The sequence below is a fragment of the Glutamicibacter soli genome, from assembly GCF_003309065.1.
GTDB lineage: Bacteria > Actinomycetota > Actinomycetes > Actinomycetales > Micrococcaceae > Glutamicibacter > Glutamicibacter soli.
Genome location: NZ_POAF01000005.1, coordinates 194,019 through 219,493 on the forward strand (window position 1 = coordinate 194,019; position 25,475 = coordinate 219,493).

The 25,475-nt window shown below is 65.7% G+C and carries 25 protein-coding genes; 7 read left to right on the plus strand and 18 right to left on the minus strand.

All coding sequences use genetic code 11. The features are described 5' to 3' along the window. Window positions 1–9 precede the first annotated feature (9 nt). The 3 genes from topA to C1H84_RS11735 all read right to left on the minus strand — a co-directional run bounded on the left by topA (window position 10) and on the right by C1H84_RS11735 (window position 5,215). Complete coding sequence (gene topA / locus C1H84_RS11725; RefSeq protein ID WP_113607477.1) at window positions 10–2,799, minus strand: type I DNA topoisomerase; 2,790 nt, start codon at window positions 2,797–2,799, stop codon at window positions 10–12. 152 nt (window positions 2,800–2,951) lie between these two features. Then, window positions 2,952–3,602 carry an ArsR/SmtB family transcription factor gene (locus tag C1H84_RS11730; RefSeq protein WP_052772456.1) on the minus strand — a complete coding sequence of 217 codons (651 nt, stop codon included), beginning with the start codon at window positions 3,600–3,602 and terminating at the stop codon, window positions 2,952–2,954. Between the two features lie 23 nt (window positions 3,603–3,625). Further along, on the minus strand, window positions 3,626–5,215 hold the full coding sequence (locus C1H84_RS11735) for a DUF7059 domain-containing protein (RefSeq protein WP_053798596.1): 1,590 nt from the start codon (window positions 5,213–5,215) through the stop codon (window positions 3,626–3,628). A 74-nt stretch (window positions 5,216–5,289) separates the two neighbouring features. Between C1H84_RS11735 and C1H84_RS11740 the strand changes: the two genes are divergently transcribed. After that, the gene (locus C1H84_RS11740) at window positions 5,290–5,877 is read left to right on the plus strand and encodes a GNAT family N-acetyltransferase (RefSeq protein ID WP_113607478.1); all 588 of its coding nucleotides are present in this window, start codon (window positions 5,290–5,292) and stop codon (window positions 5,875–5,877) included. Between the two features lie 91 nt (window positions 5,878–5,968). On the opposite strand, the gene trhO is transcribed toward C1H84_RS11740, so the two are convergent. Then, window positions 5,969–6,868 carry an oxygen-dependent tRNA uridine(34) hydroxylase TrhO gene (gene trhO, locus C1H84_RS11745; protein ID WP_047119830.1) on the minus strand — a complete coding sequence of 300 codons (900 nt, stop codon included), beginning with the start codon at window positions 6,866–6,868 and terminating at the stop codon, window positions 5,969–5,971. 163 nt (window positions 6,869–7,031) lie between these two features. On the opposite strand from trhO, the gene C1H84_RS11750 reads away from it, so the two are divergent. Further along, window positions 7,032–7,688, plus strand: coding sequence for a GNAT family N-acetyltransferase (locus C1H84_RS11750; protein WP_047119831.1), 657 nt, complete (start codon window positions 7,032–7,034; stop codon window positions 7,686–7,688). Window positions 7,689–7,807: 119 nt separating this feature from the next. After that, on the plus strand, window positions 7,808–10,138 hold the full coding sequence (locus C1H84_RS11755) for a DEAD/DEAH box helicase (RefSeq protein WP_425323566.1): 2,331 nt from the start codon (window positions 7,808–7,810) through the stop codon (window positions 10,136–10,138). Between the two features lie 9 nt (window positions 10,139–10,147). Here the strand turns inward: C1H84_RS11755 and C1H84_RS11760 are convergent, their stop codons facing one another. From C1H84_RS11760 to C1H84_RS11790, 7 genes are all read right to left on the minus strand, one after another. Beyond that, a complete protein-coding gene (locus C1H84_RS11760; protein WP_047119833.1) occupies window positions 10,148–10,534 on the minus strand; it encodes an Rv3654c family TadE-like protein in 387 nt (128 codons plus the stop codon). Further along, on the minus strand, window positions 10,531–10,869 hold the full coding sequence (locus C1H84_RS11765) for a TadE family type IV pilus minor pilin (protein ID WP_047119834.1): 339 nt from the start codon (window positions 10,867–10,869) through the stop codon (window positions 10,531–10,533). Before C1H84_RS11765 ends, C1H84_RS11760 begins: the two co-directional genes overlap by 4 nt. Before the next feature lie 2 nt (window positions 10,870–10,871). After that, complete coding sequence (locus tag C1H84_RS11770; RefSeq protein ID WP_047119835.1) at window positions 10,872–11,054, minus strand: DUF4244 domain-containing protein; 183 nt, start codon at window positions 11,052–11,054, stop codon at window positions 10,872–10,874. Between the two features lie 126 nt (window positions 11,055–11,180). Continuing rightward, on the minus strand, window positions 11,181–11,792 hold the full coding sequence (locus C1H84_RS18025) for a type II secretion system F family protein (protein WP_146956042.1): 612 nt from the start codon (window positions 11,790–11,792) through the stop codon (window positions 11,181–11,183). Next, complete coding sequence (locus tag C1H84_RS11780; RefSeq protein ID WP_113607480.1) at window positions 11,726–12,415, minus strand: type II secretion system F family protein; 690 nt, start codon at window positions 12,413–12,415, stop codon at window positions 11,726–11,728. Before C1H84_RS11780 ends, C1H84_RS18025 begins: the two co-directional genes overlap by 67 nt. Next, a complete protein-coding gene (locus C1H84_RS11785; RefSeq protein WP_113607481.1) occupies window positions 12,415–13,656 on the minus strand; it encodes a TadA family conjugal transfer-associated ATPase in 1,242 nt (413 codons plus the stop codon). Before C1H84_RS11785 ends, C1H84_RS11780 begins: the two co-directional genes overlap by 1 nt. Further along, on the minus strand, window positions 13,653–14,792 hold the full coding sequence (locus C1H84_RS11790) for a CpaE-like family protein (RefSeq protein WP_113607482.1): 1,140 nt from the start codon (window positions 14,790–14,792) through the stop codon (window positions 13,653–13,655). Before C1H84_RS11790 ends, C1H84_RS11785 begins: the two co-directional genes overlap by 4 nt. Window positions 14,793–14,879: 87 nt before the next feature. On the opposite strand from C1H84_RS11790, the gene C1H84_RS11795 reads away from it, so the two are divergent. Next, a complete protein-coding gene (locus C1H84_RS11795) occupies window positions 14,880–16,544 on the plus strand; it encodes a bifunctional 3'-5' exonuclease/DNA polymerase (protein WP_113607483.1) in 1,665 nt (554 codons plus the stop codon). A gap of 25 nt (window positions 16,545–16,569) precedes the next feature. Here C1H84_RS11795 and C1H84_RS11800 read toward each other — a convergent pair whose 3' ends face one another. Both C1H84_RS11800 and nth read right to left on the minus strand, forming a co-directional pair. Continuing rightward, window positions 16,570–17,247, minus strand: a complete 678-nt coding sequence (locus C1H84_RS11800; RefSeq protein ID WP_047119840.1) for an NUDIX hydrolase — start codon at window positions 17,245–17,247, stop codon at window positions 16,570–16,572. Next, window positions 17,244–18,026 (minus strand): endonuclease III, encoded by a 783-nt coding sequence (nth, locus tag C1H84_RS11805; RefSeq protein ID WP_286163394.1) that lies wholly within the window; start codon window positions 18,024–18,026, stop codon window positions 17,244–17,246. The genes C1H84_RS11800 and nth overlap by 4 nt, the downstream gene beginning before the upstream one ends. Window positions 18,027–18,262: 236 nt before the next feature. Between nth and acs the strand changes: the two genes are divergently transcribed. After that, a complete protein-coding gene (acs, locus tag C1H84_RS11810; RefSeq protein WP_113607484.1) occupies window positions 18,263–20,239 on the plus strand; it encodes an acetate--CoA ligase in 1,977 nt (658 codons plus the stop codon). A gap of 97 nt (window positions 20,240–20,336) precedes the next feature. On the opposite strand, the gene C1H84_RS11815 is transcribed toward acs, so the two are convergent. Further along, entirely contained in the window at window positions 20,337–20,975 is a 639-nt protein-coding gene (locus C1H84_RS11815; RefSeq protein WP_113607485.1) for a hypothetical protein, read from the minus strand. Between the two features lie 168 nt (window positions 20,976–21,143). Here C1H84_RS11815 and aroQ point away from each other — a divergent pair, with 168 nt between their 5' ends. Next, window positions 21,144–21,596 carry a type II 3-dehydroquinate dehydratase gene (aroQ, locus tag C1H84_RS11820; RefSeq protein ID WP_047119844.1) on the plus strand — a complete coding sequence of 151 codons (453 nt, stop codon included), beginning with the start codon at window positions 21,144–21,146 and terminating at the stop codon, window positions 21,594–21,596. Window positions 21,597–21,632: 36 nt separating this feature from the next. On the opposite strand, the gene C1H84_RS11825 is transcribed toward aroQ, so the two are convergent. Next, complete coding sequence (locus C1H84_RS11825) at window positions 21,633–22,823, minus strand: MarP family serine protease (protein WP_113607486.1); 1,191 nt, start codon at window positions 22,821–22,823, stop codon at window positions 21,633–21,635. A gap of 204 nt (window positions 22,824–23,027) precedes the next feature. On the opposite strand from C1H84_RS11825, the gene C1H84_RS11830 reads away from it, so the two are divergent. Next, window positions 23,028–23,705 (plus strand): Crp/Fnr family transcriptional regulator, encoded by a 678-nt coding sequence (locus tag C1H84_RS11830; RefSeq protein WP_047119846.1) that lies wholly within the window; start codon window positions 23,028–23,030, stop codon window positions 23,703–23,705. 86 nt (window positions 23,706–23,791) lie between these two features. Here the strand turns inward: C1H84_RS11830 and C1H84_RS11835 are convergent, their stop codons facing one another. From C1H84_RS11835 to sp36, 3 genes are all read right to left on the minus strand, one after another. Next, on the minus strand, window positions 23,792–24,685 hold the full coding sequence (locus C1H84_RS11835; RefSeq protein ID WP_244910888.1) for an NUDIX hydrolase: 894 nt from the start codon (window positions 24,683–24,685) through the stop codon (window positions 23,792–23,794). Window positions 24,686–24,767: 82 nt separating this feature from the next. After that, on the minus strand, window positions 24,768–25,244 hold the full coding sequence (locus C1H84_RS11840) for a RidA family protein (RefSeq protein WP_053798610.1): 477 nt from the start codon (window positions 25,242–25,244) through the stop codon (window positions 24,768–24,770). Between the two features lie 32 nt (window positions 25,245–25,276). Beyond that, complete coding sequence (gene sp36 / locus C1H84_RS18750; protein ID WP_113607488.1) at window positions 25,277–25,432, minus strand: Sp36 family protein; 156 nt, start codon at window positions 25,430–25,432, stop codon at window positions 25,277–25,279. Window positions 25,433–25,475: the final 43 nt, after the last annotated feature.

Genomic DNA, 25,475 nt, shown 5'->3' on the forward strand with positions numbered 1-25,475 from the left:
GTGCTCGGTCTACTTCTCGGTGCTCTTCGCTGCGGGCTTCTTGGCCGGAGCCTTCTTGGCTGCCGGCTTCTTGGCCGGAGCCTTCTTGGCAGGCGCCTTCTTCGCCGCGGTGCGCTTCACCGGGCCGCGGGCGCGCTTATCCGCCAGCAGCTCGATGGCCTGATCGCGGGTCAGCTCCTCCAGAGACGTGCCGCGCGGAACGGTGATGTTGGTGACGCCGTCGGTGATGTACGGGCCGAAGCGGCCGTCCTTCACCACGATGTTCTTCTCGCTGGTCGGGTCCACGCCGAACTCCGCCAGTGGCGGCACCGCGGCGCGGCGGCCGCGCTGCTTGGGCTGCGCATAGATGGCCAGGGCCTCGTCCAGGGTGATGGTGAAGATCTGCTCCTCGCTCTCGATGGAGCGCGAGTCGCTGCCCTTCTTCAGGTACGGGCCGAAGCGGCCGTTCTGCACGGTGATCTCTTCGCCCTCGGCGTCGGTGCCCAGCACGCGCGGCAGGCTCAGCAGCTTCAGCGCGTCCTCCAGCGTCACGGTCTCAACGGACATGGACTTGAACAGGCTGCCGGTGCGCGGCTTGACCTTGGCCGGCTTCTTCGGGGGCTTGGGCTTGCCGTTCTTGTAGTATTCGACCGGCAGGGCCGCGATTTCCGCTTCGGTCAGCTCCGGGATGACCTCGGTGACGTAGGCGCCGTAGCGTCCGTCCTTGGCCACGATTTTGCGGCCGGTTTCCGGGTCCACACCCAGTTCCTTCTCCGAGACCTTGGAATTGGCGAATAGCTCCTCGGCCTTTTCCGCGGTCAGTTCGTCCGGCGCCAGGTCTTCGGGCACGTTGGCGCGCTGCGGCTCGGTGCCTTCCTCGGCGCCCTCGGGCAGGGCGCGTTCAAGGTACGGTCCGAACTTGCCCACGCGCAGCGTGATGTCGTCGGTGATCTTGATGGAGTTGATGGCTCGGGCATCGATGTCGCCCAGGTTCTCCACCACGTGCTTCAGGCCCTCGGAGTTGTCCTTGCCGAAGTAGAACAGGTTCAGCCAGTCGGTGCGGGCGCGCTGGCCCTTGGCGATCTCGTCCAGGTCGTCTTCCAGGCGGGCGGTGAAGTCGTAGTCAACGTACTGGGCGAAGTGCTCTTCGAGCAGGCGGATCACGGAGAACGCGATCCAGCTCGGGACCAGGGCGCCGCCGCGCTTGGTGACGTAGCCGCGGTCCATGATGGTGGAGATGGTCGGCGCGTAGGTCGACGGGCGGCCGATCTCGCGCTTTTCCAGCTCGGCCACGATCGAGGCCTCGGTGTAGCGGGCCGGCGGGGTGGTTTCGTGGCCCAGCGCGGTCAGCTCGTCGCCGGCCAGCTGCTGGCCGGTAGCCAGCTGCGGCAGGCGGGCTTCGGCGTTCTCGGACTCCGCGTTCTCCGAGCGCTCCTGGTCCTTGCCCTCTTCGTAGGCGGACAGGAAGCCGCGGAAGGTGATCACGGTGCCGGAGGCGGAGAATTCGGCCACACGGGAGTCGCTGGCGGTGCCGGCGAGCTTGATGGTGGCGGTGAAACCCTTGGCGTCGGCCATCTGGGAGGCGACGGTTCGCTTCCAGATCAGCTCGTAGAGGGTGTATTCGTCCTTGGACAGCGAGGAGCGCACGTCGGTCGGGCGGCGGAACATGTCGCCGGCCGGGCGGATGGCTTCGTGGGCTTCCTGGGCGGCGTCGGACTTGGCCTTGTAGACACGCGGTTTGTCCGGCACGGATTCCGCGCCGTAGAGCTCGGTGGCCTGCTTGCGCGCCGCGGTGACTGCCTCGTTGGACAGGAACACCGAGTCGGTACGCATGTAGGTGATGTAGCCGTTTTCATACAGGCGCTGGGCGATCTGCATGGTCAGCTTGGAGCTCCAGCGCAGCTTGCGGCTGGCTTCCTGCTGCAGCGTGGAGGTGGTGAACGGGGCCGCCGGACGGCGGGTGTACGGCTTGTCCTCGACCGAGGTGACGGCGAAGTCGGTGTTGGCCAGGTTCGCCACCAGGGACTCGGCCGAGGCCTGGTCCAGATGCGCCAGCTTGGTGCGGGCGGTCTTGAGCTGGCCGCGGTCGTCGAAGTCGCGGCCGGAGGCAACGCGGGCGCCGTCCACTGCCGAGAGCTTGGCGGCGAAGGATTCGCCGTTGGAGGTGGCGAAGGTGCCCTTGATGTCCCAGTAGCCGGCGGAGATGAACGCCATGCGCTCGCGCTCGCGCTCCACGACCAGACGGGTGGCCACGGACTGCACACGGCCGGCGGACAGGCCGCGGGCGACCTTGCGCCAGAGCACCGGGGAGATCTCGTAGCCGTAGAGGCGGTCCAGCACGCGGCGGGTTTCCTGCGCGTCGACCAGGTCGGTGTCCAGCTCGCGCATGTTCTCCAGTGCGCGGGCGATGCCTTCCTTGGTGATTTCGGTGAACGCCAGTCGGCGTACCGGAACCTTGGGCTTCAGGACCTGCAGCAGGTGCCACGCGATGGCTTCGCCTTCGCGGTCCGCATCGGTTGCGAGGTAGAGTTCGTCGGCTTCCTTGAGCTTTGCCTTCAGCTCGGAGACGCGCTTCTTCTTGTCCGGGTAGACGACATAATACGGCTCGAAGTCGTTGTCCAGGTCCACGGCGAACTTGCCGACCGAGGTCTTTTTCAGCTCGGTTGGAAGCTCCGAGGGCTGCGGAAGATCACGGATGTGGCCCACCGAGGCGTCCACATCGAAGCCCTCACCCAAATACTTGGCGATCGACTTCACCTTGGCAGGAGACTCGACGATGACGAGTTTCTTACCGGTCTTTTCCTTGGCCTTGGCGGGCACGGCTCTCCTTCAGACAACGCGGCATGCCGGAGCCCCTTGCGGGGTGCCCCTCATGCCGCCAGCGCAGCTTTGACTCATTGAGCCTGCAGTGCCAGGCCCAATTCCCGATGATATTACACCGAAAATCAAAAGATCCTGCGCCAGACATATTTCTAGGACTTAGCCTCCCCGACGCTCGGGTACTCGGGAAGCAACGAGATTAAGTAGAACATACGCTGTGAGTCGATGCTGCGTTCCTCGGCTGTGGCCATGGCTTCATACTCGTAGACCAGGTCCAGCAGGCGGCGGTTGAATTGAAGCTGTTTTTCCTCGGAAAGGAAGACCAATCCGCTTGTCAGCATGGGCGGCCTGTCCGGAGACGGGGCGATGCCCGCCTTCGCTTCCGCCTCGCGGCGCTGCACCTCGTCATTCAAGCGCGTCCTGAATGCGTTCAACTGCACATTCAGGTAGGCGGTCTTGGCGTTGGCCGAGTCGATCTGGGTGTTCAGTTCCAGGCGCTCGCCCGCGGCGCGCCAGCGGCGCTCCCGGGCGTCGCCCTCGCTGGCGGCACGGATGACGTAGCCGTATTTCTCCAGCGCGCGCAGGTGGTAGCTCATGGCGCTGGGTGTCAGATCGCACAGCGACGCCAGCTCCGTGGCGGTGCGCGTGGTCTGTGAAGCGAAAAGTTCGTCAAGCACGATCAGACGTGCATCGTGAGCCAGGGCCCGGATCGCCTGCGGATCGGTTATGGAGACGACGTGCGGCACGGTGCCGTTGCCGTCCTGCGTCGCCAAAGCGTGCTCCTGGTGTGTGTTCCCTGTCATACCGAAAAACTTTAGCGCTTGTTTCACATTTTTCGAAGCAAGCCATGTCGCAATAGTCGTGACACCGCTTCATAAAGCCGTTCGGTGAAGTCTTCCTCCCCTTCCCCGATCAACGAATCAAGGGCATTGACCAGCTGCGCGACCGACAAATCGCCGTCGCAGGCCGAGGCGAAACCCGCCTGCGCAGTGTCCAGCAGCTCGGTGCGGCGCAGCCCCGCACCCTGGCGCAGCAGGATCACTCCGGGATGCTCGGCCCCCGGACGCTGGTGGCGTTCTTCGGTGACGTCATCGGCCACGAGCAGGTGCCAGTCGCGGAAAGCCTCGCCGGCCGCGGCCAGTTCGTCGGCCATCGCGATGTCGCGCTGCAACGTCCCGGCCACCGGCTGCTCGATGGGATGGGTGATCTGCTCGAAGCGGCGGAGGGTTGCCGCGCCGGTAGCGGCCTTGCGGAAATACACCAGCCCGAAGCCGATGGCCCCGACCCCGCGTGATTCGAAATCATCCAGGTAGGCGTTGTAGGCGGCGGCGTACGAGGAGCTGTCCTCGGTCTGCGAGGCGTCGCGCAGCCAGGTTTCGGCGTAGACGCTCGGGGTGGTCTGCTCGCGCTCGATGACCCACACGTCAAGGTCCTCGGGGAACCAGCTCTTGACCCGGCGGTCCCATGGCTCATTCGAATCGTCATCCAGACGATGAATCTCCCAGTTCGAGAGCATCTGCATCGATGCGCCCGGGTTCAGGTAGTCCCCCGCCTGGGCGATCAGCGTGCTGACCAGACGGTCCCCTGACATGCCGCCGTCACGGTAGGTGAAGCGGTCCTTTTCACGCTCGGTGGCGCGGCGCGGGGTGATCACGAACGGCGGGTTGGAGGCGATCAAGTCGAACTTCTGACCGGCGACCGGCTCGAAGAGGCTTCCGCGCAGCAGGCTGACACGGTCCTGGAGATTGCGCGGATCCAGCTTCAGCACCTTGTGGTTCAGCAGCAGGTTGAACCGGGTGAATGCCAGCGCCCTGGCAGACAGATCGGTGGCGGTGACGTGGTTGGCGTGGCCCAGCAGGTGGAAGAGCTGGATGCCGCAGCCGGTCCCCAGATCCAGCGCGCGGTCGACCTTTTCGCGCAGGGTGATCTGGGCCAGGGTCAGCGAGGCCTGCCCGATGCCCAGCACGTGATCGGTGCGCAGCACCCCGGGGCGCTGGTGCGCACCGAGGTCATGGGCAACCCACAACTCGCCGTCGGCGTCCGAGGAATGCAAGGTCAGCGCAACGGTGGCCCGGTACCCCGAGGCCCACGGCTCGATCAGGCCGAGCTTCAGCAGCCCGTCGACCTTCAGGCTCGGGAACGCCTTGTTCAGCGCCGCGGCCTCCTCGGTCCGGCCCAGCTGGAAGATCCGGAAGGCGCACGCCAGTTCCGTGTCGGCGGCGTCGCGCTCGATCACGCGCAGGGCCGGCAGGATCTGGTCGCGGGCCAGCGCTGCGGAGGCTTCTTCGCCCAGCATCTGCGAAACCTCGTCGTAGCTGAACCCGATAGCGGTCAGGTCTTCGGCGAGTCGTTCGAGCAGCTGCAGATCTGAACTCTGCGGGGCGTCTTCAAGGGCTGAAAATTCGGCGGCATTCACGCCAACCAGTCTACCGAGTGCACACAGAGGATCCGATGAGCATTTCCCCGCCCGGCTTGCCTAAAATATAGGTCATGACCAACGTCACCATTACCTACCTGCAATTGCTCGCCCCCGAGGAAATCAAGCCTTCCTCACGTCCCGCGCCCCAAGATGTGCGCATCGAGCTGGTGCAGGACATCTCGCCCGAGTATTCAAAGTTTCTCTACCGCAGCGTGGGCAGCGACCTGAACTGGGCCGACCGGCTGAATTCGACCCGCGAAGAATGGGACGCCGTCCTGCGCCAGGACGGTTCGGAAACCTGGGTGCTGTACCGCCGCGGCGCGCCGCAAGGCTACGTGGAGCTGGTAACCGAAGTGGTCGACGGACGCAGCGAAGTCGAGGTCTTCTATTTCGGGCTCTTCCCGCAGGCCATTGGACAGGGCTTGGGCGGCCTGCTGCTGACCGAGGTGCTGCGTCAGGCTTGGGCCTTGGATTCGCGCACCCCCGGGCTGCCTCCGGTCAGCCGCGTCTGGCTGCACACCTGCTCGCTGGACGGTCCGGCCGCGCTGCCGAACTACGAGGCCCGCGGCTTGAAGGTCTACAAGCAAGAAACCGAGGAAACCGACGTCAAGGACGCCTCGATCGGACTGTGGCCGGAAACCAGCGTCCACGCGGGCTAGCTTCAAAGAAGCCTGTCCCCTTCCGGGCACGAAAAAAGGGCGGCAGGCCACCGGTTTTCCGGTGGCCTGCCGCCATTTAATACGATGGGTCCTAGACGGCTGCCATGCTGCAGTCCGGGCAGGTGCGCAGCTTCTCGTCCTGGGCGCAGTCCTCGCAGAACAAGCGCAGGTTCCGGCAGGAAGGATTCGAGCAATTCTCGAACTTATTCGTCGGACCCTGGCAGCCCACGCATTCGCCGATGGTCACCGCATCCTCGGTGAACTCGGTGTGCATGCGCTTGTCGAAGACATACAGCGAACCTTCCCAGAGACCTGCGTCGCCGTACTTCTCGCCGTAGCGGACGATGCCGCCCTGCATCTGGTAGACCTCTTGGAAGCCGCGCTTGACCATGAGTGCGGAGAGCACCTCGCAGCGGATGCCGCCGGTGCAGTAGGTGACCACCGGCTGGTCCTTCAGGTGGTCGTACTTGCCCGAATCCAGTTCCGCGACGAAGTCCCGGGTGGTGTCCACGTCGGGGACGATGGCGTCCTTGAACTTGCCGATCTGGGCTTCGAAGGCGTTGCGGCCGTCGAAGAAGTGCACCTTGGAACCCGACTGCTCCTTGGCCTCCACCAATTCGTGCAGCTCCTCGGGACGCAGGTGCGTTCCGCCGCCCACGACCCCGTTCTCGTCGACCTCGAGTTCGCCCGGGGCTCCGAAGGTGACGATCTCGTCGCGGACCTTCACCGAGATGCGCGGGAAGTCCGCCGCGGAGCCCTCGGACCACTTGATGTCCATCTTCTTGAAGGCAGGCAATTCACGGGTCGCTTTCACGTACTTCTTGACGGCTGAAAGTTCGCCGCCGACGGTTCCGTTAATACCGTCCTTGGAGATGATGATGCGTCCGCGCAGTCCCCAGCGTTCCAGCAGCGAGCGCTGCCACAGGCGGACAGCCTCCGGATCGGGGAGCGGAGTAAATGCGTAATACAAGACAATGCGTTCAATGGCCACACCCCAAGTTTAGTGGTTGAACGGCATGAAACGCCGGGTGAACGAGCAAAATCACATTCTCCGGCGCGCTATTCCGGGGGCCGGGAGGATTCTTTCGTTTCAACTAGGCAACGATTGGCGCAATGTCAGCTAATTCCTAGGAAAGACAAGGTAGGGTCAAGACATGGCATCAAACGCAAGCGATGAACTGATTGGCACCTGGGTCGCCGGCTGGGCGGGAGCCCGCGGTTACGAGACCCGTAATGAGGGACGCGTCCATGCAGCGTTGCGTCACGACACCACCGAAGACTGGGAATACGTGATCTACGGCCCTTCGAAGGAAGAGCTCGCCGCTGTCGCCGAAACCCTGAAGAAGCACCCGAACCGCCGTTTGACCGCATTCGACGATTCCGTCGAGCAGCTGCTGGCCACCGCGTCCGAGGTTGGCCTGCAGGTCGCCGCCGACGATGAAGTATTGATGGTCACGGAGCTGGCAGTGCACGACGTCGAGGTCCCGCTGCCTGCCGAAGGCTTCATATTCCAGATCGAGCGCGACGGCACCCATGCATACGTCTCCCTGCACCCCGAGGACAACCAGGAAATCGTCGCCGCGTCCGGCCACGTTTCCGCAGTCGAAGGCTACGCCATTTTCGACCGCATCATCACCGGACCGGACTTCCGACGCAAGGGTCTTGGCACCCTGGTGATGCGTGCACTGGCCTCGCTGGCCCAGGAGCACGACGTGGACGAGGGCCTGCTGATCGCTTCGGTGGACGGCCAGAAGCTCTACGCCTCCCTGGGATGGACTTCCCTGGGCAAGGTCGTCAACTTCAAAGCCTAAAGTACAATTCTTTGCTCTCGCCGTTGCAGCCGTTCCCGGCTGCGACGGCGCTAGTCTTTTAACACCGCGGACTCCACCGCGGCGCATCCCACCGTTCCGGCGTCGAAAGGCTGTGTTTCGTGAAGTCTGTGCGCGCCCTGCTTGATCCCTACGATCGGAGCAACGATCCGGAAGCCGTGATGCACCGGCGCAGCGTCCCGGCCAAGGACCAGATCACCGCACCGTGGCCCGGCTGGCTGGCCGAGGAAGTTAAAACGACGTTCCAAGGGCTGGGCATCAATGAACCATGGCTGCACCAGGTGCAGGCCGCGGACCTGATCCATGCAGGGAAGCACACGATCATCTCCACCGGAACCGCTTCGGGCAAATCCCTGGCCTACCTCATGCCGTCCATCGATGCGCTTTTCCGCACCAAGGACACCGCCGCCAACGACGCCAGCGCACAAGCCTCCGTGCTGTATATCTGCCCTACCAAGGCCCTGGCCGCCGACCAGCTCTCGTCTGTTGAAGCGCTCAAGGTCCCCGGAGTCCGAGCGGCAGCCTATGACGGCGACACCGACCAGGGCACGCGCGCCTGGGTGCGGCAGCACGGGAACTTCGTTTTCACCAACCCCGACATGCTGCACCGCGGCATCCTGCCGAACCATCCGGCCTGGTCCCGTTTCTTCAAGCGGCTGAAGTACGTGGTCATCGACGAGGCCCACTCCTACCGCGGGGTCTTCGGGGCCCATGTGGCGAACCTGATGCGGCGGCTGCGCCGGATCTGCGCGCACTACGGCAATCATCCGGTGTTCATCGGTGCCTCGGCCACCAGCTCCGATCCCGAGGAATCCTTCGGCCGGCTCATCGGAGCCGAGGTGTCGGCGGTGACGCGCGATTTCTCGGCCTCCGGCGAACTGGTGATCGGGCTGTGGGAACCGCCCCTGTCCGAGCGCACCGGGGAAAACGGCGCCCCACTGCGCCGCACCGCCATCGCCGAGAGCGCGTCGATTCTCACCGACCTGATGGCGGACCACGTGCGAACCATCGTCTTCATCAAATCCCGGCGAGGGGCTGAGACCATCGCCACCCTCACGCGCAAGCATTTGGAGAATTTCGCGCCCGAGCTGTCCGTCAGGCTGGCCGCCTACCGGTCGGGCTATCTGCCAAGAGAGCGGCGCGAGGTTGAACGCAAGCTGCGTTCCGGCGAGCTGCTCGGCGTCACCTCCACCTCAGCGCTGGAATTGGGAATCGATATCTCGGGGCTGGATGCCGTGGTGGTCGCCGGCTGGCCCGGAACCCGCGCATCCTTCTTCCAGCAGATCGGCCGGGCGGGGCGCTCCGGCCAGGACGCCTTGGCGCTGTTCGTGGCCGCCGAGGACCCGCTGGACACCTACCTGGTCAGCCACCCGGAGGCGATCTTCGACCTCGGCGTGGAAGCTACCGTCTTCGACCCGCAGAACAAGTATGTCCTCAGCGGGCATCTGTGCGCGGCAGCCCAGGAGAATCCGCTGCGCCCCGAGGAGCTGGAGATCTTCGGCCCGCACACCGAGGCGCTGCTTGAGTCCCTGGTGCAGCGCGGGTATCTGCGGCGGCGGCCTGCCGGATGGTTCTGGACCCATCCCCAGCATGCGGCCGGGATGTTCTCCATCCGGGCCGATGGGGGCGGGCCGGTGGACATCATCGATGCCGAGACCGGCGCGCTGCTGGGGACCATGGACTCGCCGCAGAGCCACTACCAGGCCCACCCGGGCGCCATCTACGTGCACCAGGGCGCCAGCTACCACGTGGAAGAACTGGACGAGCAGAACCACGTGGTGATCGTGACACGGGTGAACCCCGACTACTACACCACCGCCCGCGACCTGACCACGGTGGCCATCGAGGCCCAGGAGCGCACCAGCACGCACCGCGAGCTGGAGATCTACTTCGGCGATGTCATCGTGACCACCCAGGTGGTCTCGTACCAGCGCAAGTCCATCGCCTCCAACGAGGTACTCTCCGAGGAGCCGCTGGACCTCGAAGCGCGGGACCTGCACACCAAGTCCGTCTGGTTCACCTTGACCGAGCAGCGGCTGCTGCGCGCGGGGCTGACCGTGGACCAGTTCCCCGGCGCGCTGCACGCGGCCGAGCATGCGATGATCGGGTTGCTGCCGCTGGTGGCCACCAGCGACCGCTGGGATATCGGCGGGGTGTCCACCGCGCTGCACATGGACACCGGCCATCCAACGATTTTCGTGTATGACGCGGAGCCGGGAGGGGCCGGATTCGCCGAGCGCGGCTTCGAGAAGTTCTCCACCTGGGTGCGGGCCACCCGGGATGCCATCGAAGCGTGCGAGTGCCGAAGCGGCTGCCCCAGCTGCGTGCAGTCTCCCAAATGCGGCAATCGGAACAATCCGCTGGACAAGGCCGGGGCGGTGCTGCTGCTCAGCGCCGTGCTGGAGGATGTCCAGCCGCGGCACCATTTCTAACTGGTTCAGCTAGTGCTGGGTCAGCGGCGGAGCGCCCGCCCGGGCTTGGGCGGAGGCCGCCGGGAACTCGATTCCCAGCGCGGAAAACGTGATCGCCACCGAGACCTGCACGCGGACTGTGGTTCCGTCCGCCTCGATGACGCAGGATTCCAGCCGTGCCTCGTTGGCCGAGGCCAGCAGCCCGGCGGCGGGGCACGGATCCCCCGCGCGCAGTCCCCGGGCCGTATCAGCCGCAGCCAAGGCGGCGAGGTCCGCCGCTGAGGCGGCCTGCATCGCCGCTCGGGTCACCGCGGACCAGGCGAGAATGCCCGCGGCGAGCAGCAGTGCGGCGATCACCAGTGCCGTGGCCGCGACGGTGCTGCTCCCCCGTTGCGAGCTGAATTCCGCGCAGCTCATTTTTCGTTCGCCACGCGTGCGGTGCCTCGGACCTCGACCGCTCCCACCACCGGCAGGTCTACCGATTTGGCCACCGTGACCGTGGCGTATCCTCCCCCGTTGCCGACCGTGTAGCGGGCCGAGGTCCCGGCCAACTGAATGCCCCGCGCCCGGGCCGCGCCGGTGTCATCGCCACGGGCCAGCTCCCTGGCCATCGCCCCGGCCGCCTGCTGGACCTGGATCTGTCGCATCCCCAGGACCCCGAGGCACAGCAGCAGCGACAGCATGAGCGCGATGGCCGGCAGCAGCACGGCGAATTCCGCCGTGCTGCTGCCGCGGTCATCCATGCGGTCCATGGTTACAGGCTCAAGGCCTTGCTGATGAGGCCCATCAGCATGCCCCGCACGTCGCCGCTGGACAGGATGCTGATCAGCAGGCCGGCGAAGGCTACGGCCGCGAGGGTGACCATGGCGAATTCCGCGGTGGTAGAGCCTTGTTCCTCGTCGAGCCGTTCGCGCAGCCTGTTCAGGGTGGTAGTCATGTCCGTTCCTTTCGCTCGGGTGGCATCGTTTCCTTCCCGGGTGGGGAGGCGATGGTGTTTTCAGGCTCGCACTGATTACGCTGCCGCGGTTGGGGTTGGCTGCAAGGTGGGCATAACCCGCCGGGGTCAGCCGAAGTGCGGGAACAACGCGATGATCAGCGGCACCACGCCCAGGGCGATGAAGGCAGGAAGGGCGCAGGCTCCCAGCGGCAGCACCAGTTTGGTGGCGAACTGCGCGCCGCAGCGGGCGACGTGCTGGACCCGTTGCCGGCGTTGCAGCTGGGCGGTATTCCTCAGCAGCGCGGACGCCGGCGCTCCGGTAGCCTGGGCAAAGCCCAGGGACCGTTGCAGCGGGGCGAGCCACGCCGGGGCGGGTTCCCAGGCTTTGTCCCACTCCATGTTCATCTCCAGGCATCGGGCCACGGTCCGCAACGCCGAGCACTGCGGAATGCAGCGCCCCATCGATTCAAGCAGCGTGGTCATGGGCAGCCCGGAATCCATGAGGCTGGCCCCGAGGTCCAAGACCAGGTCAATGGGTTCACTTCCTTGCACCGAAGACTTGTCCCGGACCCGGGCGGCCGGCGGATTGACCCCCCGTTCGCGGGTCCCCGCAGGCCCGCGGGGATTCCACAGCAGGACTGCGGACACCAGGCAGAGCAACGCCACCGCAGTCATTGCAGGGCCTGCGCAGTTGTTGCCGCGAGCAGCCGCCGGCACCAGATCCTGTTCAGCGCCCACAGCCCTGCTCCCACGGCGAGGCTCAGCTGCGCGGGCCATGAGGTCAGCAAGGTGGTTCCGACGTCGATGCCGAGGATGAACCCCGCACCGAGCCCCGCCACCGGCAACCAGGTCAACAGCCGTGTGGTCGCCCTGGGACCTGCCATGGCGGCGTCGAACGACTGCCGGGCGAGCAATTCCGCTTCCAAGTCCTCGGCCACCTGGTCCAGCACCCCGGCCAGCGGGGCGCCGGTCTGCGATGAAAGATCCAGGCACCAGGAGAGCCTTTGGACCGGCCCACCGTCCTCGTGTTCCCCGGTGTGCTCCATTGCTTCGGCCTGCTCGCCACGGAACGCGGCCTGGGCTTTCAGCCGGCGCAAGGCGGCCAGTACCGGGCTTTGTTCGGTACGTACCTGCAATAGGGCTTCGATGGCCTGCGGGAACATCAAGCCGCTGCGCATCAGCGCGGCCAGCTCGCGAATGATCTGGGCGTCCAGGGCCAGTGCCTGCTGCTGTGCGCAGGCTCGTGGGGCAGGAAATTTTCCGCTGCCCAGGATGCTGATTTGCCTTGTCCCGCCGGACAACTGCCGCCCAGGGTGCCACAGCCACCACCCGGCGAGCAGCAATAGGAGTACCGCAGTCATCACTCCCCCTGCCGTGCACGGTTGGCATGCCACTGGGCGACCTCGGCAGAGGCCTGCGCACCGAGTTTCTCGTGCAGCAGTCTGAGGCTACCGGCATCCGGGCAGTTCGGTGTTCCCGTGTCGATCAGCATGCGCACGTCCAAGCGGTCGTTCGAATCGGTGGACAGGCTTCCCAACGCCACCGGCGAGCGCACCCCGGAGGGCTGCCGACGCATATGGATGATCAGGTCCAAGGCGCTGGCTGCCTGCAGCGAGGTGGCTTGCAGGCCCCACCCGGCCAGGGCGCCCAATGCGGCCAGGCGGGCCGGGACGGATTCTGGGTTATTGGCGTGCAGGGTGCCGGCTGCTCCCTGGTGGCCGGTGTTCATGGCCGCAAGGAAATCCCGGATCTCCGCCCCGCGGCACTCGCCTACGACCAGCCGGTCGGGTCTCATGCGCAGTGCCTGGGCGACCAGGTCCTTGAGCTCTATCTGGCCTGCGGATTCAACGTTCGCGGTGCGTGTCTGCAGGCTCACTACGTGGCGGTGGTCGACGTTGAGCTCATGGGAGTCCTCGATGATCACCAGTCGTTGCTTGCCGCTGGCCTTTGCCAGCATGGCCTGGAGCAGGGTCGATTTACCGCTGCCGGTGCCGCCGGTCACCAGGAAATTCAACTGGCGTCCCATCACTTCGCGTAGCACCGTGTGCCAGAATTCCGGTGCTTGGGCGAGGACGGTCTCCAGGGAGAGCAGCTGTTCGGTTTTCACGCGGATGGAAATCAGCGGTCCTTCGGTGGCAATGGGCGGGAGCACCGCGTGCACCCGGTAGTTCTTGACGCTCATGTCCATGAAAGGGCTGGAAGCGTCCAATCGCCGTCCTGCCAGGGTCGCCAGATGCACGGCCAGCGAGCGCACCTGTTCAGGTGAAGAAAAGCGGAACCCCGTGAGTTCCAGTCCGCGGGGCGAATCGGTCCACACCTGGCCTTGGCCGTCCACAAGCACATCCGTGATCCCGGGTCCCTGGGCGAAACGCTCAAGGATCGACAGACCGGCGACTTCGTCCTGCAAGGCCTTCAGCGATTCGGTCGCGCCGCGCGAGCCTAGGGCGGCTCCCGACTCGTGGACGGCGCTCGCCAGGGAGATGGCGTCGAGTTCTCCTCCGCTGGCCAGGGCGCGGTCCCGGACCGATTGCAGGATGCGCGAATCCAGTTCGTGCGTGCCGGCGAATTTCTGCGCTGATGGCGAATGGCGCCCGGGGCTCATGGTGCGCCCCGCGATCCCGCGTCCTCTGCCACCGGGAGCAGGCGCAGGTCCGCCAGCTGCTGCCTGAGCCTTCGGGATCTCAGGGCATCGAGCAGGTCGCCGCGGTCAACGGCCCGTTCTATCGAGGTCGTATGGGACAGCTTACCCAGCAGGGAGCGGCTCTCCATTGCCGCCGTCGGCATTCCGTGATCCGCGCGCAGCACGTAGTTCCCGCGCGGCGGAATGCTCGAGGCATCGCACACCGTGATCTGCCGGTCGGTGAAATGGCCTATCGCCTCCGACCCCGGATGCGGTGTCCGCCCGGTATCCAGTACCAGCAGGTCGAATCCCTGCCGCGCAGCCGTCAACAGCCTGGCTGTCAATGCTCCGTCCACCGCTGCACGAGGTGGAGTTCCAGACCAGGTGAGCACCGCAGTCCCCCGCACCGTCGGAAGCGTCTCGACCAACTGGTGCGAGGCCAGCGCCCCGCCCGAGCCCGCCAATTCGTCCCATCCGATGCCGGTGGGAGGCCTGGCGCAGATCCGCGGCCACAACCCGCAGGAGTGGGGATCCAGGTCCACCACGAGGCTGTGCAGACCGCTCAGCGTTCCGGCGTGGGCGAGCAACACCGCAAGGGTGCTGGTGCCCACCCCTCCGGCCCGTGAGCCCAAGGCCACGGTATGCCCATGCCCCGATCTCATGCACCACAGCCCCAGGTACTCGCCCAGCCATTGGCTCGCGCCGGGAAGGATCGCAACCCTCGACAGGGGCAGCCGGCTGGCCGCTTCCCACAGGGTCTGCGCTTGCTCGTCGTGCCCCACCAGCACATCGCACCGGGCGGAGCCGGCCAAGGCCTCGCCTAGCGCATCCGCGCCCCACAGCACCGGCCCCTCGGCGTCATGGATCATCGGCGAGGAGCTGGAACACCGGGAAATCCGGACCGCGGCGCCCAGGGAAATCAACGCGCACTGCGCCACCAGGTTTTCGTCGTCGCTCACCAGCACGCAGGCAGGTCCCCCGGGCTCGGCCCGTTGGACTTCCCGGGGCTGGACGCGGAGCGGCGGCGCCTCCCGGAGCGCGGAGTCCAAGGACAGCGGGACGAACCGAGAATCGACTCCGGGCCCGGGGTTGTGCGGGCGAAAGGGTAACCAGTTCATGGGTCGAAGTTGCCATCCCCCGGTTCCGGTCGGTTCCCGGCGCCCGCGAACTGGGGATATCGCCCCTGGCCACGGCACAATGGAAGCATGCCCCGTGGACAATCTGGCGTTCTGGCCTTTCTCGCAGCGGATCCCGAGGGATTCGCCCTGCTGCAGCTACGCGATGCCGCCAGCGGCGAACCGCTCACCCCGGCCCGGACCGCCTCACGGGAAGAGCTCTGCCAGGTCGTCGGCGAGATCGAGCAGTCGCGCTCCCCGCGCTGGGTGATGCTGCGCACCTCCCCGTGGCTGGAGCTGCTGACCTCCGCAGATGTCCACCTCGCCAAGGCGCATGTGCTCTCGCTGGCCCAGCGCCTCCTGCACCGCAGCCCGCTGGCCGCGGTGCGGCTTCCGGATATTGATCTGGAGAACCCGCCCTCGTCCCGGGACACGGGAGGCCAAGGCGCGTTGTTCTCCGCCCCGGTCAGCGGGGAGTCACTGCAGGAACTGGTGAACATGTTCGCCGCCCAGCTGCAGGCCATGCCCTCGGACCCCGCGGCCTTCAAGCGGCTGCAGCTGCTGATCCATGCCGAATCCGTGGGTGCGCTGATCGCCGCGGAGATGGAGAGCGCGGGGCTGTCCTGGGACGAGCACGGGCACCGGCAACTGCTGCGCCGGATGCTCGGCGAGCGCGTCCCGGACTCCGTGCGCCCGCCGAAGCTCGCCGCCCTGGCCCAGCAGCTGGGGCAGAACCTGCAGTCCCCGGGGCTGAACCCCGACTCCCCGCAGGAGCTGCTGCGCGCCCTGCACCGGGCGGGATTCGCGGTGCAGTCGGTCAGGGCCTGGGAACTGGAGCAGATCGCGCATCCCGCCATCACCCAGGTGCTCGAATACAAGAAGCTGTCGCGGCTTGCCAGCACCCACGGGGATGCCTGGCTGGACGCGTGGGTCGCCCACGGACGATTCCATCCCCACTATGTCCTGGGCACCGTCGCCTCCGGACGTTGGGCAGCCTCGGGTGGCGGGGCGCTGCAGCTGCCGCATTCCATCCGCCAGGTCGTGCGGACCCCGGAAGGCCGGACCTTCGTGGTGGCAGACGGGCGCCAACTGGAACCGCGGATCCTCGCCGCCATGTCCCGGGACCGCAATCTCCAGCAGGCGGGTCTGCAGGACGACCTCTACCAGTGGCTCATCGACGCAGGGTTGGTCAAGGACCGCAACGAAGCCAAGCTGGGCATGCTGTCGGTCATCTACGGCGGCACTTCCGGGGGCGCGCAGGCCGTGGGGGCCGCGTTGAAGAAGAACTTCCCCGCAGCCATGGATTTCGTCGATTCGGCAGCCCGCGCCGGCGAACGCGGCGACGGGGTGAGCAGCTACCTGGGCCGCGGGTGCCCGCCGGCGGATGAACGCTGGATGCAGGCGCAGCGCGGCACCCGCGACGAAGCCTCCCAGCGCGCCGCCGACTTGGCGGCCCGTTCCCGCGGCCGGTTCACCCGCAATTTCGTGGTGCAGTCGACCGCCGCCGAATGGGCCTTGATCTGGATGGGCCACGCCCGCCATCTGATCCACCAGGCCGGCTGGAGCCAAGAGTGCCGCCAGGTCTTCTTCGTCCACGACGAAATCGTCTTCGAATGCCCCACCGGGCTGGCTCCGCAGCTGGCCGAGATCATCAGGCATGCGGCCGCGCTCGCCGGGCGCACGCTGTTCGGGGAGCAGTCGGTGAGCTTCCCGGTCAGCGTGGCGATCACCCAGAACTACGCCGAGGCGAAATAGCAGGAAACAGGTTTGGCAGGCCTGCCTAGAGCATGCGGATTTCGCGCTTGGGCGACCACGGCCTGGTCCAGCCCAACTCGTTGAACAGCTTGTCCGCCACCATCGCGGTGAAGCCCCAGATCACCCGGCCCTCGTATTCGAAGGCGGGAGCACTGAACTTGCGCCCTCCGCGCTGCACCACGCCCAGCACCCGGTTGCGCGGGTCCAGCAGGTGGGCGACGGGTGCGCGGAAGACTCCCGCGCTCTCGCCGGGATCGACGGGGAACACCGCGGATTCGGTGTGCCACCATCCAAGCACCGGGGTGACGATGAAGTTGGAGACCGGCAGCTCGGTCGCTGCCAGCTGACCCAGCACCTCGATGCCCGAGGTCTGCACGCCGGTTTCCTCCCAGGCTTCGCGCAGCGCGGCGTCGGTTTCCGAGGCGTCCTCGGGATCGATCCCGCCGCCGGGGAATGAAATCTGCCCGGCATGGGAGCGCAGGGTCTCGGCGCGCTCGACGAACAGGAGGTCCAGGTCGGCGGGATCCGCGTTCTGGGTCAGTCCCCGGCCGTCGGCCGAGCCGAAGAGCATCAGGATCGCGGCGCGGCGCACGCTGTTGGCGTCAAGCTGCTTGAATGCCCAGGAATCCGGGAGTTTTTGCGTCGCACCCACCGTGTGCGAATGCTCGGCGACAACCTGCTTCAAGTCCTTCAGTGCGCTCATGCGTCCAATCCAAATCCCTCGGCCCGCAGTTCACGGCGGGTGGCTCCGGCGAGCATCTTGTCCAGCAGCTCTTCACGCCCCGGAGCGAGTTCGTACTTAAGCAACGCTTTTGCCTTGGCTGGTATTTCCTCGCCGATGCCGTAGGAAGGGCACAGCTTGGCCAGCACGCAGGCCCCGCACGCGGGTTTGCGGGAGTGGCAGACCCGGCGGCCGTGGAACACCACACGGTGGCTGAGCATGGTCCAGTCGCGCTTCTCGAACAGCTTGCCGACGGCGTGCTCGACCTTCACCGGGTCGGTCTCATCGGTCCACCCGAAGCGGTTGGCCAGGCGTCCGAAGTGCGTGTCCACGGTAATGCCCGGAACGCCGAAGGCATTGCCCAGCACCACATTGGCGGTCTTGCGCCCCACGCCCGGCAGCTTGACCAGCTCGTCGAGCTTGGGCGGGACCTCGCCGTCGAAGCGCTCGACCAGGGCGGCTGAGAGCCCGAGCAGCGATTCGGTTTTGGCGCGGAAGAAGCCGGTGGCCCGGATCAGTTCCTCCAGTTCGCCGCGGTCGGCCTGGCTCATGGCGTGGGCGTCCGGAAAGCGGGCGAACAACGCGGGGGTGATCGCGTTGACGCGGACATCGGTGGTCTGTGCGGAGAGCACCGTCGCGACGAGCAGTTCGAAGGGATTCTCGAAATCCAGTTCCGGCACCGCATAGGGGTAGGCCTCTGCCAGCAGACGGTTCATCTTGCGTGCCCGGCGCTTGAGCCCCAGCTCCGTTTCAATTTTCACATTCACAGCCACGCTTCGATACTGCCACGGACCGCAGCGGTTTTCACTAATCCAATCCCAGTTCTGCGGCGCATTCGCGCAACGGCTGGCATGCAGTTCAGCGCGCGCTTCGACCGCTTGGCGCAGAATTCACCCACTCCCGCGCCAATCCGTGACACAAACCACACAGACGGGCCCTGAAGCGTGTAACTTTGATCACAGAGTTAAACGTGTCTAACTGGAAGGACCAACCTACCGTGAGCGAGTCCAAGACCTTGGATAACCTGTCGAACGAAACCCGGTCATTCGCACCGAGCAAGGAATTCAGCGACAACGCCGTTGCCACCCAGGCCCGCTATGACGCCGCGGCGGCCGACCGGTTGGGCTACTGGGCCGACCAGGCGCGGCAGGTCCTCACCTGGGACACGGACTTCACCGAAACCCTGGACTGGTCCGAAGCGCCGGTCGCCAAGTGGTTTGTCGGCGGCAAGGTCAACGCGGCCTACAACGCGCTGGACCGCCACGTCGAGAACGGCCTGGGCGACCGCGTGGCCATCTACTTCGAGGGCGAGCCGGGCGACACCCGCACCTACACCTACGCACAGCTGACCGACGAGGTCAAGAAGGCCGCGAACGCCTTCGAGTCCCTGGGCATCGAAAAGGGCGACCGCGTGGCCGTCTACCTGCCGATGATCCCGGAAGCGGTCATCACCATGCTGGCCTGCGCCCGCATCGGTGCCATCCACTCGGTGGTCTTCGGCGGCTTCTCCGCCGACGCGCTGCGCAGCCGCATCGACGACGCGGACGCCAAGCTCGTGGTCACCGCCGACGGCACCTGGCGCCGCGGCAAGCCGAGCCCGCTGAAGCCAGCGGTCGACGAGGCGCTGTCCGCCCCTGGCCACACCGTGCAGAACGTTGTGGTCGTCAAGCGCAACGGCGAGCCCACCGAGTTCGGCCCGCTGGATTCGTGGTGGCACGATGTGGTGGATTCTGCCAGCACCGAGCACACCGCCGTGGGCCACGATTCCGAGCACCCGCTGTTCGTGCTGTACACCTCCGGCACCACCGGCAAGCCCAAGGGCATCGTGCACACCACCGGCGGCTTCCTCACCCAGACCGCCGTCACCCACCGCGACACCTTCGACCTGCATCCGGAGTCGGACGTCTACTGGTGCACCGCCGACATCGGCTGGGTCACCGGCCACTCCTACGTCACCTACGCGCCGCTGGTCAACGGCGGCACCCAGGTCATCTACGAAGGCACCCCGGACACCCCGCACCAGGGCCGCTGGTGGGAGATCGTGCAGAAGTACGGCGTGAGCATCCTGTACACCGCCCCGACCGCCATCCGCACCTTCATGAAGTGGGGACGGCAGATCCCGGACGGCTACGACCTGTCCTCCCTGCGTGTGCTCGGCTCCGTGGGCGAACCGATTAACCCGGAAGCCTGGATGTGGTACCGCGAGGTCATCGGCTCCAACAACGGCGCCAACGGCGAGAAGAAGGACAACCCGACCCCGATCGTCGACACCTGGTGGCAGACCGAAACCGGCGCCCACATGATCGCGCCATTGCCGGGCGTCACCAAGACCAAGCCGGGCTCCGCCCAGGTCGCCGTGCCGGGCATCAGCATCGACGTGGTCGACGAGGCCGGCAACTCGGTCGCCGACGGCGAGGGCGGCTTCCTGGTCATCCGCGACCCGTGGCCTGCGATGCTGCGCGGCATCTGGGGCGACATGGACCGCTACAAGGACACCTACTGGTCCCGCTTCGAGAACATGTACTTCGCCGGCGACGGCGCGAAGAAGGACGACGATGGGGATATCTGGCTGCTGGGCCGCGTGGACGACGTCATGAACGTCTCGGGGCACCGCCTGTCCACCACCGAGATCGAGTCCTCCCTGGTCGCCCACCCGTACGTGGCCGAGGCCGCCGTGGTCGGTGCGAAGGACGAGACCACCGGCGAGGCAGTTGTCGCGTTCGTGATCCTGCAGGCCGAACCGGCCGAGGGCGAGGATGTCGTGGCGACCCTGCGCAACCACGTAGGCAAGGACATCGGGCCGATCGCCAAGCCGAAGCACGTGCTGGTGGTCCCCGAGCTGCCGAAGACCCGCTCGGGCAAGATCATGCGCCGCCTGCTCAAGGACGTGGCCGAGGGCCGCGAGGTCGGCGACGCCACCACGCTGGCAGACAACACCGTCATGTCACAGATCGCGCAGTCGATGAAGAAGTAGCCGCCACGCGGCGCACCAGGCCGCCGTCCGGTCGTGCTTCCCAGTAGGAGGAGCTCATCCGGGCGGCGGCCTGTGTCGTGCCCGGCGTCAGCAGGCTCTAGCGCGCGGACTCTAGGCGTCCAGCGACACCGACCGAGGACGTGGAGCTGTGGCCCTCGACCACCACGTGGACCGTCTCCAGGTCAGTGAACTTCTGGTGCGTCGCGTCGATGACTTCCTCGGCGATGAATTCGAGGTCTCCGGGTGCGTCGGTGAAGATCTGCGGGTCGGAGGCTACTGCCTGCTCCATGGTGATGCGCAGCTGCCCGGGCGCGGTCGAGTCGAATGATTCAACATAGTAATACGGCCAGGTCATGGCATCGGGGCACCCTGCCCCCGCGGACTCCAGCCACGACGCGGCCACCCGATTGGCCCACTGCTGCCGCGCTCCCCCGGACTCGGCGGGATTCCAGGCGACGCAGTTCTTGTCCCAGGTCGCTTCCGAGCGCCCCATGTCCAGAGCGATCTGGCGTGCGTTCTCGACCTGCGCCGGAGTGGTCGCCTTGGCGGTGGGGAGTTCCAGGGGCACGATGGGGCCCTGGACGATCGGGGTGCCGGCGTTGGCTTCGGCGGTGAGCTCCGCATCATTTGTCAGGAAGTCAGGGTCGACGTGGTTCACCGCCAGAATCGCGACAACCCCGGCCAGGAACGCGCCGACCGAAATGTTGCCGACAATGCGCTTGGCGTTCCTGTTCACACGAACCTCCCGGTGATTCCCTGTTTTCCTCCATCGAATATACCCAGTGGAAACAGGTTCCGGTATTCCGAACGGCCAGGTGACGGCAGGGAGGCGACGGGTTCTTCGCCTAGGGATTAGTTCGTCATGGAACGTCGACGGAGTGCGTGGCTGTACTAGATTGACTTCATGACTGAAAACGCCTCACGCACCATCCTGCTGCTCAACGGACCCAATCTGAATCTGCTGGGCACCCGCGAACCCGAGATCTACGGCCGCGAGACGCTGGCCGATGTCGAGGCCCTGGCCCGCAGCACGGCGCAGTCCCTGGGCTTCGAGCTCACCGCGGTGCAGTCAAACCACGAGGGCGTGCTGCTGGACGCCATACACGAGGCGCGCACCACCGCTGCGGGAATCGTGATCAACCCAGGGGCCTTCACCCATACCTCGATTGCGCTGGCTGATGCCATCAGCGGCGTGGAACTGCCTGCCATCGAGGTGCATATCTCGAACGTGCACAAGCGAGAGGCGTTCCGCCACCACTCGTACATCTCCCCCGTGGCCAGCTCCATCATCATCGGCGCCGGGGTCAACGGCTACCGCCTGGCCGTGGAGCAGATGGCCCACCTGCTGGGCAAGTAGCGCGGCAGGGCCCGTGGGCGGTTGCCGCCACGGGCGCTAGTCGCTGATGCAGGCGCCGGTCTTGATCGAGGTGGTCTTATGCCCGCCGGCGTTCAGCGCCTCGCGCATTTCCGCCAGGCTCAGGGCGAAGCCCACCTCGTCGTCGCTGCGCGACTTGGCGAAGATCAGCCCCACGGCGTCGCCGGACTCATCCAGCAGCGGGCCGCCGGAGTTGCCCTGGGCCACCTCGGCGGTGAGCTGGTAGACCGACAGCTGCGAGGGGTCTTCGCCATAGATGTTCGCGATGGACACGGTGGCCTTGGAAGCGACCACGGCGCCGCGCACCTGCTGCGGGCCGCCGGCGGGATACCCGACGAATGCCGCGGAATTCCCGCGGACCATGTCCTCGGTGGCCAGGTCGATCGGCTCGGCGGCAAGCCCCTCCACGTAAAGCAGCGCGATATCCGCCTCCGGGTCGAAGTACACCACCTTGCCGCGGTTCAGCTGGCCCTTGCCGGTTTCCACGGTGGCGGCGCTCAAACCGGCGACCACGTGGGCGTTGGTCATCACCAGGTCGTCGTCGATGACGAAGCCGGACCCGGTCAGGTTCACGCCGCATTCAACCGCGGTGCCCGAGATCTTGGCCACGGACTTCGCCGAGGCCAGCTGTAGGTCGTTGGGCTTCCAATCGGTGTCCTCGACCGGCGCGACCGGCGGGGCGAAGGGCTCGATCAGCGCGGGAATTGTCTGGGCCATCACTGCGGAACGGGCAGTGGAAATGGCGGAGGTGACGAAGTCCGGGGTCAGGCCGCGGATCTTTTCGATCATCTTCGACTTGGCGATTTCGGCGGACAGACGCGGAATACCCATGCTGGAGGCGGAGAAGGCCAGTGCGCCGATGATGGTGGCGGTAATCAGGATCGAGAGCGCGCCACCGGCCAGCCGGTCCGCGGCACGCAGGAAATCGACGTTCATCCAATGGCGGATCTTGGTGGCGATGAAACGGCCCAGGGCCTGCCCCATGATGATCAGCACCGCGGCGGTGGCGACCATCAGGCCCACCCTCCACCACGGGTTGCTGGCCAGCGTCGAAACCAGCGGAATGGCGAAGAAGGCTGCCACGCCGCCGACGACCAGTCCGAGCATGTCCCCGACCGTCAGGAGGAAGCCGCGGCGGAGCCCGATAATGAAAAAGGTCAGCAGAACAACGCAAATGACCGCGTCCAGCCAGCCGAAAACTTCGAGCACCGAGACTCCACTTCATTCATCTAAACGGTATTAATCCAAGGTACCCTTAGAAGCTGATGGATTTCTGCGAGCATATTCGCGAGTTTTGTTCGAAACTGCGTGATTTTCAACATTTTCTTGGGTAAACCACGTGTGGAAACTGTCACATTGTTACCGAATACGGCACAATGAAGTAAGCGCCTACTACTGTTGACAGGAGATTTAATGGATATCGAGGTACTGCGTCGTGCGCCACTTTTCGCGTCGCTCGGTGATGAAGTATTCGCCACGCTAACCGAAGAACTGACCGAGGTCGATCTGTCCCGTGGTGCATCGGTGTTCCGTGAAGGCGATCAGGGCGACCGCCTCTACTTCATCGTCTCGGGCAAGATTAAGCTTGGCCGCACTTCGTCGGACGGACGCGAAAACCTGATTGCCGTTCTCGGCCCAGGCGAGCTGTTCGGCGAAATGGCTCTTTTCGATCCACACCCGCGCAACGCAACGGCGACCGCTGTGTCGGAAACCCGACTGGCCGGTCTGAGCCACGAGAACATGCGCAAGGCGATCCTGAACTCTCCTGAGGTTTCGATCCAGCTGCTGCAGGCTCTGGCTGCCCGTCTGCGTCGCACCAACGAGTCCCTTGCCGACCTGGTGTTCTCCGACGTTCCTGGCCGTGTGGCCAAGGCCCTGTTGGATCTGGCTGACCGCTTCGGTCGCCCGGCCACCGACGGCATCCTGGTCGCTCACGAGCTGACCCAGGAAGAGCTGGCACAGCTTGTCGGCGCCTCGCGCGAAACCGTGAACAAGGCCCTGGCCGAGTTCGTGCAGCGCGGATGGCTGCGTCTGGAAGCACGCGCCGTCGTGATTCTGGATATCCAGCGTCTGCGCCAGCGTTCGCGCTAAGCCGCACCAGCGAAAACAGCGAGGGCCGAATACCTGTCACAGGTATTCGGCCCTCGCTGTTTTCGCACCGGCTCACAGCCGCCGGCTCAGTGGCCGGCCGTGGCCTGCCACGAGCTGGCCGAGTCGGCCTTCTGCGTTCCGATGACCTCAAGATAGTAGGTGCCGTCGCGCACCAGAAGATCAGGATGCTGCAGGTCGAAGGAGCGCACCCGGGACAGGTAGGCCACCACGCCATTGGCATCGGTCATTCGTTCGAGCATGATTTCCACCGCCGGGTAGGTGATCTGCGACAGGCTCATGCCGACGGTGTTCGGCTGGCCGACCATGTCCCCTAGCGTGCTGCTGTTGCGTTTGGCCACTACCTGGCTGGCAACGCACCAGCGCCCCCATTTGCCCTTGCCGCGCAGCAGCGTCGGCTCCTGCCGCAGCGGGACGGTCGCGGCGAAGTACCAGGTGTCGAAGCGCCTGAATGCGAAGTTCGGGCTGAGCCAATGGGCCACCGGGCGCAGCAGGTCGGTGCGCAGCCCCAACCCGCGGCGTTTGAGGAATTCATCGAAGCCCAAGTCCTGACCCGCAATCGTTTCCCGGGCGGTCATCCATTCCTCGGGATCACTCATTTCCACCACCGACTGCTCGTCGGTGCCGGCCAACAGGATGCCGGTTTCCTCGAAAAGTTCTCGAATGGCGCAGACGATATGCGCCTGCACCAGTTGCTGGTCCAGCACGTCCATGCGCTTGGACCACTGCGACAAGCTCGGGCCGAACCACTTGTAGGTGGCCCTGTCGCTGGCTTCGTGGCTGCCTCCGGGGAATGCCACGTTGCCCAGGGGGGATCCCCCGGGCCGGTAGGTCAGATAGGTCTCCACACCCTGGGAGGTGTCGCGCACCAGGCTCACCGAGGAGGCCTTGCGGGCGGCGCGCGGGGTGCGCGTGCCGAAGGCGAACCAGTTTTCCGCCGCGGAGACTTCATGCGGCGGCACGTCGAAGAGCCGTCGCACCACGCCGTGGCGCGGTCCCGACGGGAATGCCCGCCGGGACCGCGCTACGGAATCGCGTCGTGGACTACTCAAATTCCGCGATGACCTCAACCTCAACCGGAGCATCCAGCGGCAGGACTGCCACGCCGACAGCCGAACGGGCATGCAGGCCTGCGTCGCCGAGCACCTCGCCGAAGAACTCGGAGGCACCGTTGATGACGCCCGGCTGGCCGGTGAACTCAGGTGCCGAGGCCACGAAGCCGACAACCTTCACGATGCGTTTGATGCGATCCAGATCACCGATTTCGGCCTTGATGGCCGCCAACGCGTTCAACGCCGCAGTCTGGGCCATGCCCTTGGCAGTCTCGGCGGAGACCTCTGCGCCGACCTTTCCCACGGCTGAGAGTTCACCATTAATCAGCGGCAACTGGCCTGAGGTGTAAACGTAGTTGCCGGTGGTGACGGCAGGCAGGTAGGCGGCGACCGGCTTGGCGACGGCGGGAAGGGTGAGTCCAAGCTCGGACAGGCGAGCTTCGACACGCGAGGAAGTGGCTTCTTGCATGGGGTTTTACTCCTTTTTTCGAGGTTTGGTTATTACTGCTTCGGGCGCTTGAGGTAAGCCACCGGAGAGGTGCCGTTAGGGCCTGGAACAACGGTTACCAGTTCCCATCCGTCGTCTCCCCACTGGTCGAGAATCTGCTTCGTCGCGTGGATCAGCAGAGGTAATGTGGCGTATTCCCATTTAGTCATACTCGATACGTTAGCGTGTCCTTGTAAACTAGTGGGTATGGCA

What these genes read in the sequence shown, in the direction of transcription:
- C1H84_RS11795 (WP_113607483.1), top strand. Translation starts at nt 14,880, where the DNA reads ATGCCCCGTGGACAATCTGGCGTTCTGGCCTTTCTCGCAGCGGATCCC.
- C1H84_RS11740 (WP_113607478.1), top strand. Translation starts at nt 5,290, where the DNA reads ATGACCAACGTCACCATTACCTACCTGCAATTGCTCGCCCCCGAGGAA.
- C1H84_RS11765 (WP_047119834.1), bottom strand. Translation starts at nt 10,869, where the DNA reads ATGGACCGCATGGATGACCGCGGCAGCAGCACGGCGGAATTCGCCGTG.
- C1H84_RS11790 (WP_113607482.1), bottom strand. Translation starts at nt 14,792, where the DNA reads ATGAACTGGTTACCCTTTCGCCCGCACAACCCCGGGCCCGGAGTCGAT.
- C1H84_RS11780 (WP_113607480.1), bottom strand. Translation starts at nt 12,415, where the DNA reads ATGACTGCGGTACTCCTATTGCTGCTCGCCGGGTGGTGGCTGTGGCAC.
- C1H84_RS11785 (WP_113607481.1), bottom strand. Translation starts at nt 13,656, where the DNA reads ATGAGCCCCGGGCGCCATTCGCCATCAGCGCAGAAATTCGCCGGCACG.
- C1H84_RS11770 (WP_047119835.1), bottom strand. Translation starts at nt 11,054, where the DNA reads ATGACTACCACCCTGAACAGGCTGCGCGAACGGCTCGACGAGGAACAA.
- C1H84_RS11840 (WP_053798610.1), bottom strand. Translation starts at nt 25,244, where the DNA reads ATGCAAGAAGCCACTTCCTCGCGTGTCGAAGCTCGCCTGTCCGAGCTT.
- C1H84_RS11760 (WP_047119833.1), bottom strand. Translation starts at nt 10,534, where the DNA reads ATGAGCTGCGCGGAATTCAGCTCGCAACGGGGGAGCAGCACCGTCGCG.
- C1H84_RS11750 (WP_047119831.1), top strand. Translation starts at nt 7,032, where the DNA reads ATGGCATCAAACGCAAGCGATGAACTGATTGGCACCTGGGTCGCCGGC.
- C1H84_RS11730 (WP_052772456.1), bottom strand. Translation starts at nt 3,602, where the DNA reads ATGACAGGGAACACACACCAGGAGCACGCTTTGGCGACGCAGGACGGC.
- sp36 (WP_113607488.1), bottom strand. Translation starts at nt 25,432, where the DNA reads ATGACTAAATGGGAATACGCCACATTACCTCTGCTGATCCACGCGACG.
- aroQ (WP_047119844.1), top strand. Translation starts at nt 21,144, where the DNA reads ATGACTGAAAACGCCTCACGCACCATCCTGCTGCTCAACGGACCCAAT.
- C1H84_RS11830 (WP_047119846.1), top strand. Translation starts at nt 23,028, where the DNA reads ATGGATATCGAGGTACTGCGTCGTGCGCCACTTTTCGCGTCGCTCGGT.
- C1H84_RS11800 (WP_047119840.1), bottom strand. Translation starts at nt 17,247, where the DNA reads ATGAGCGCACTGAAGGACTTGAAGCAGGTTGTCGCCGAGCATTCGCAC.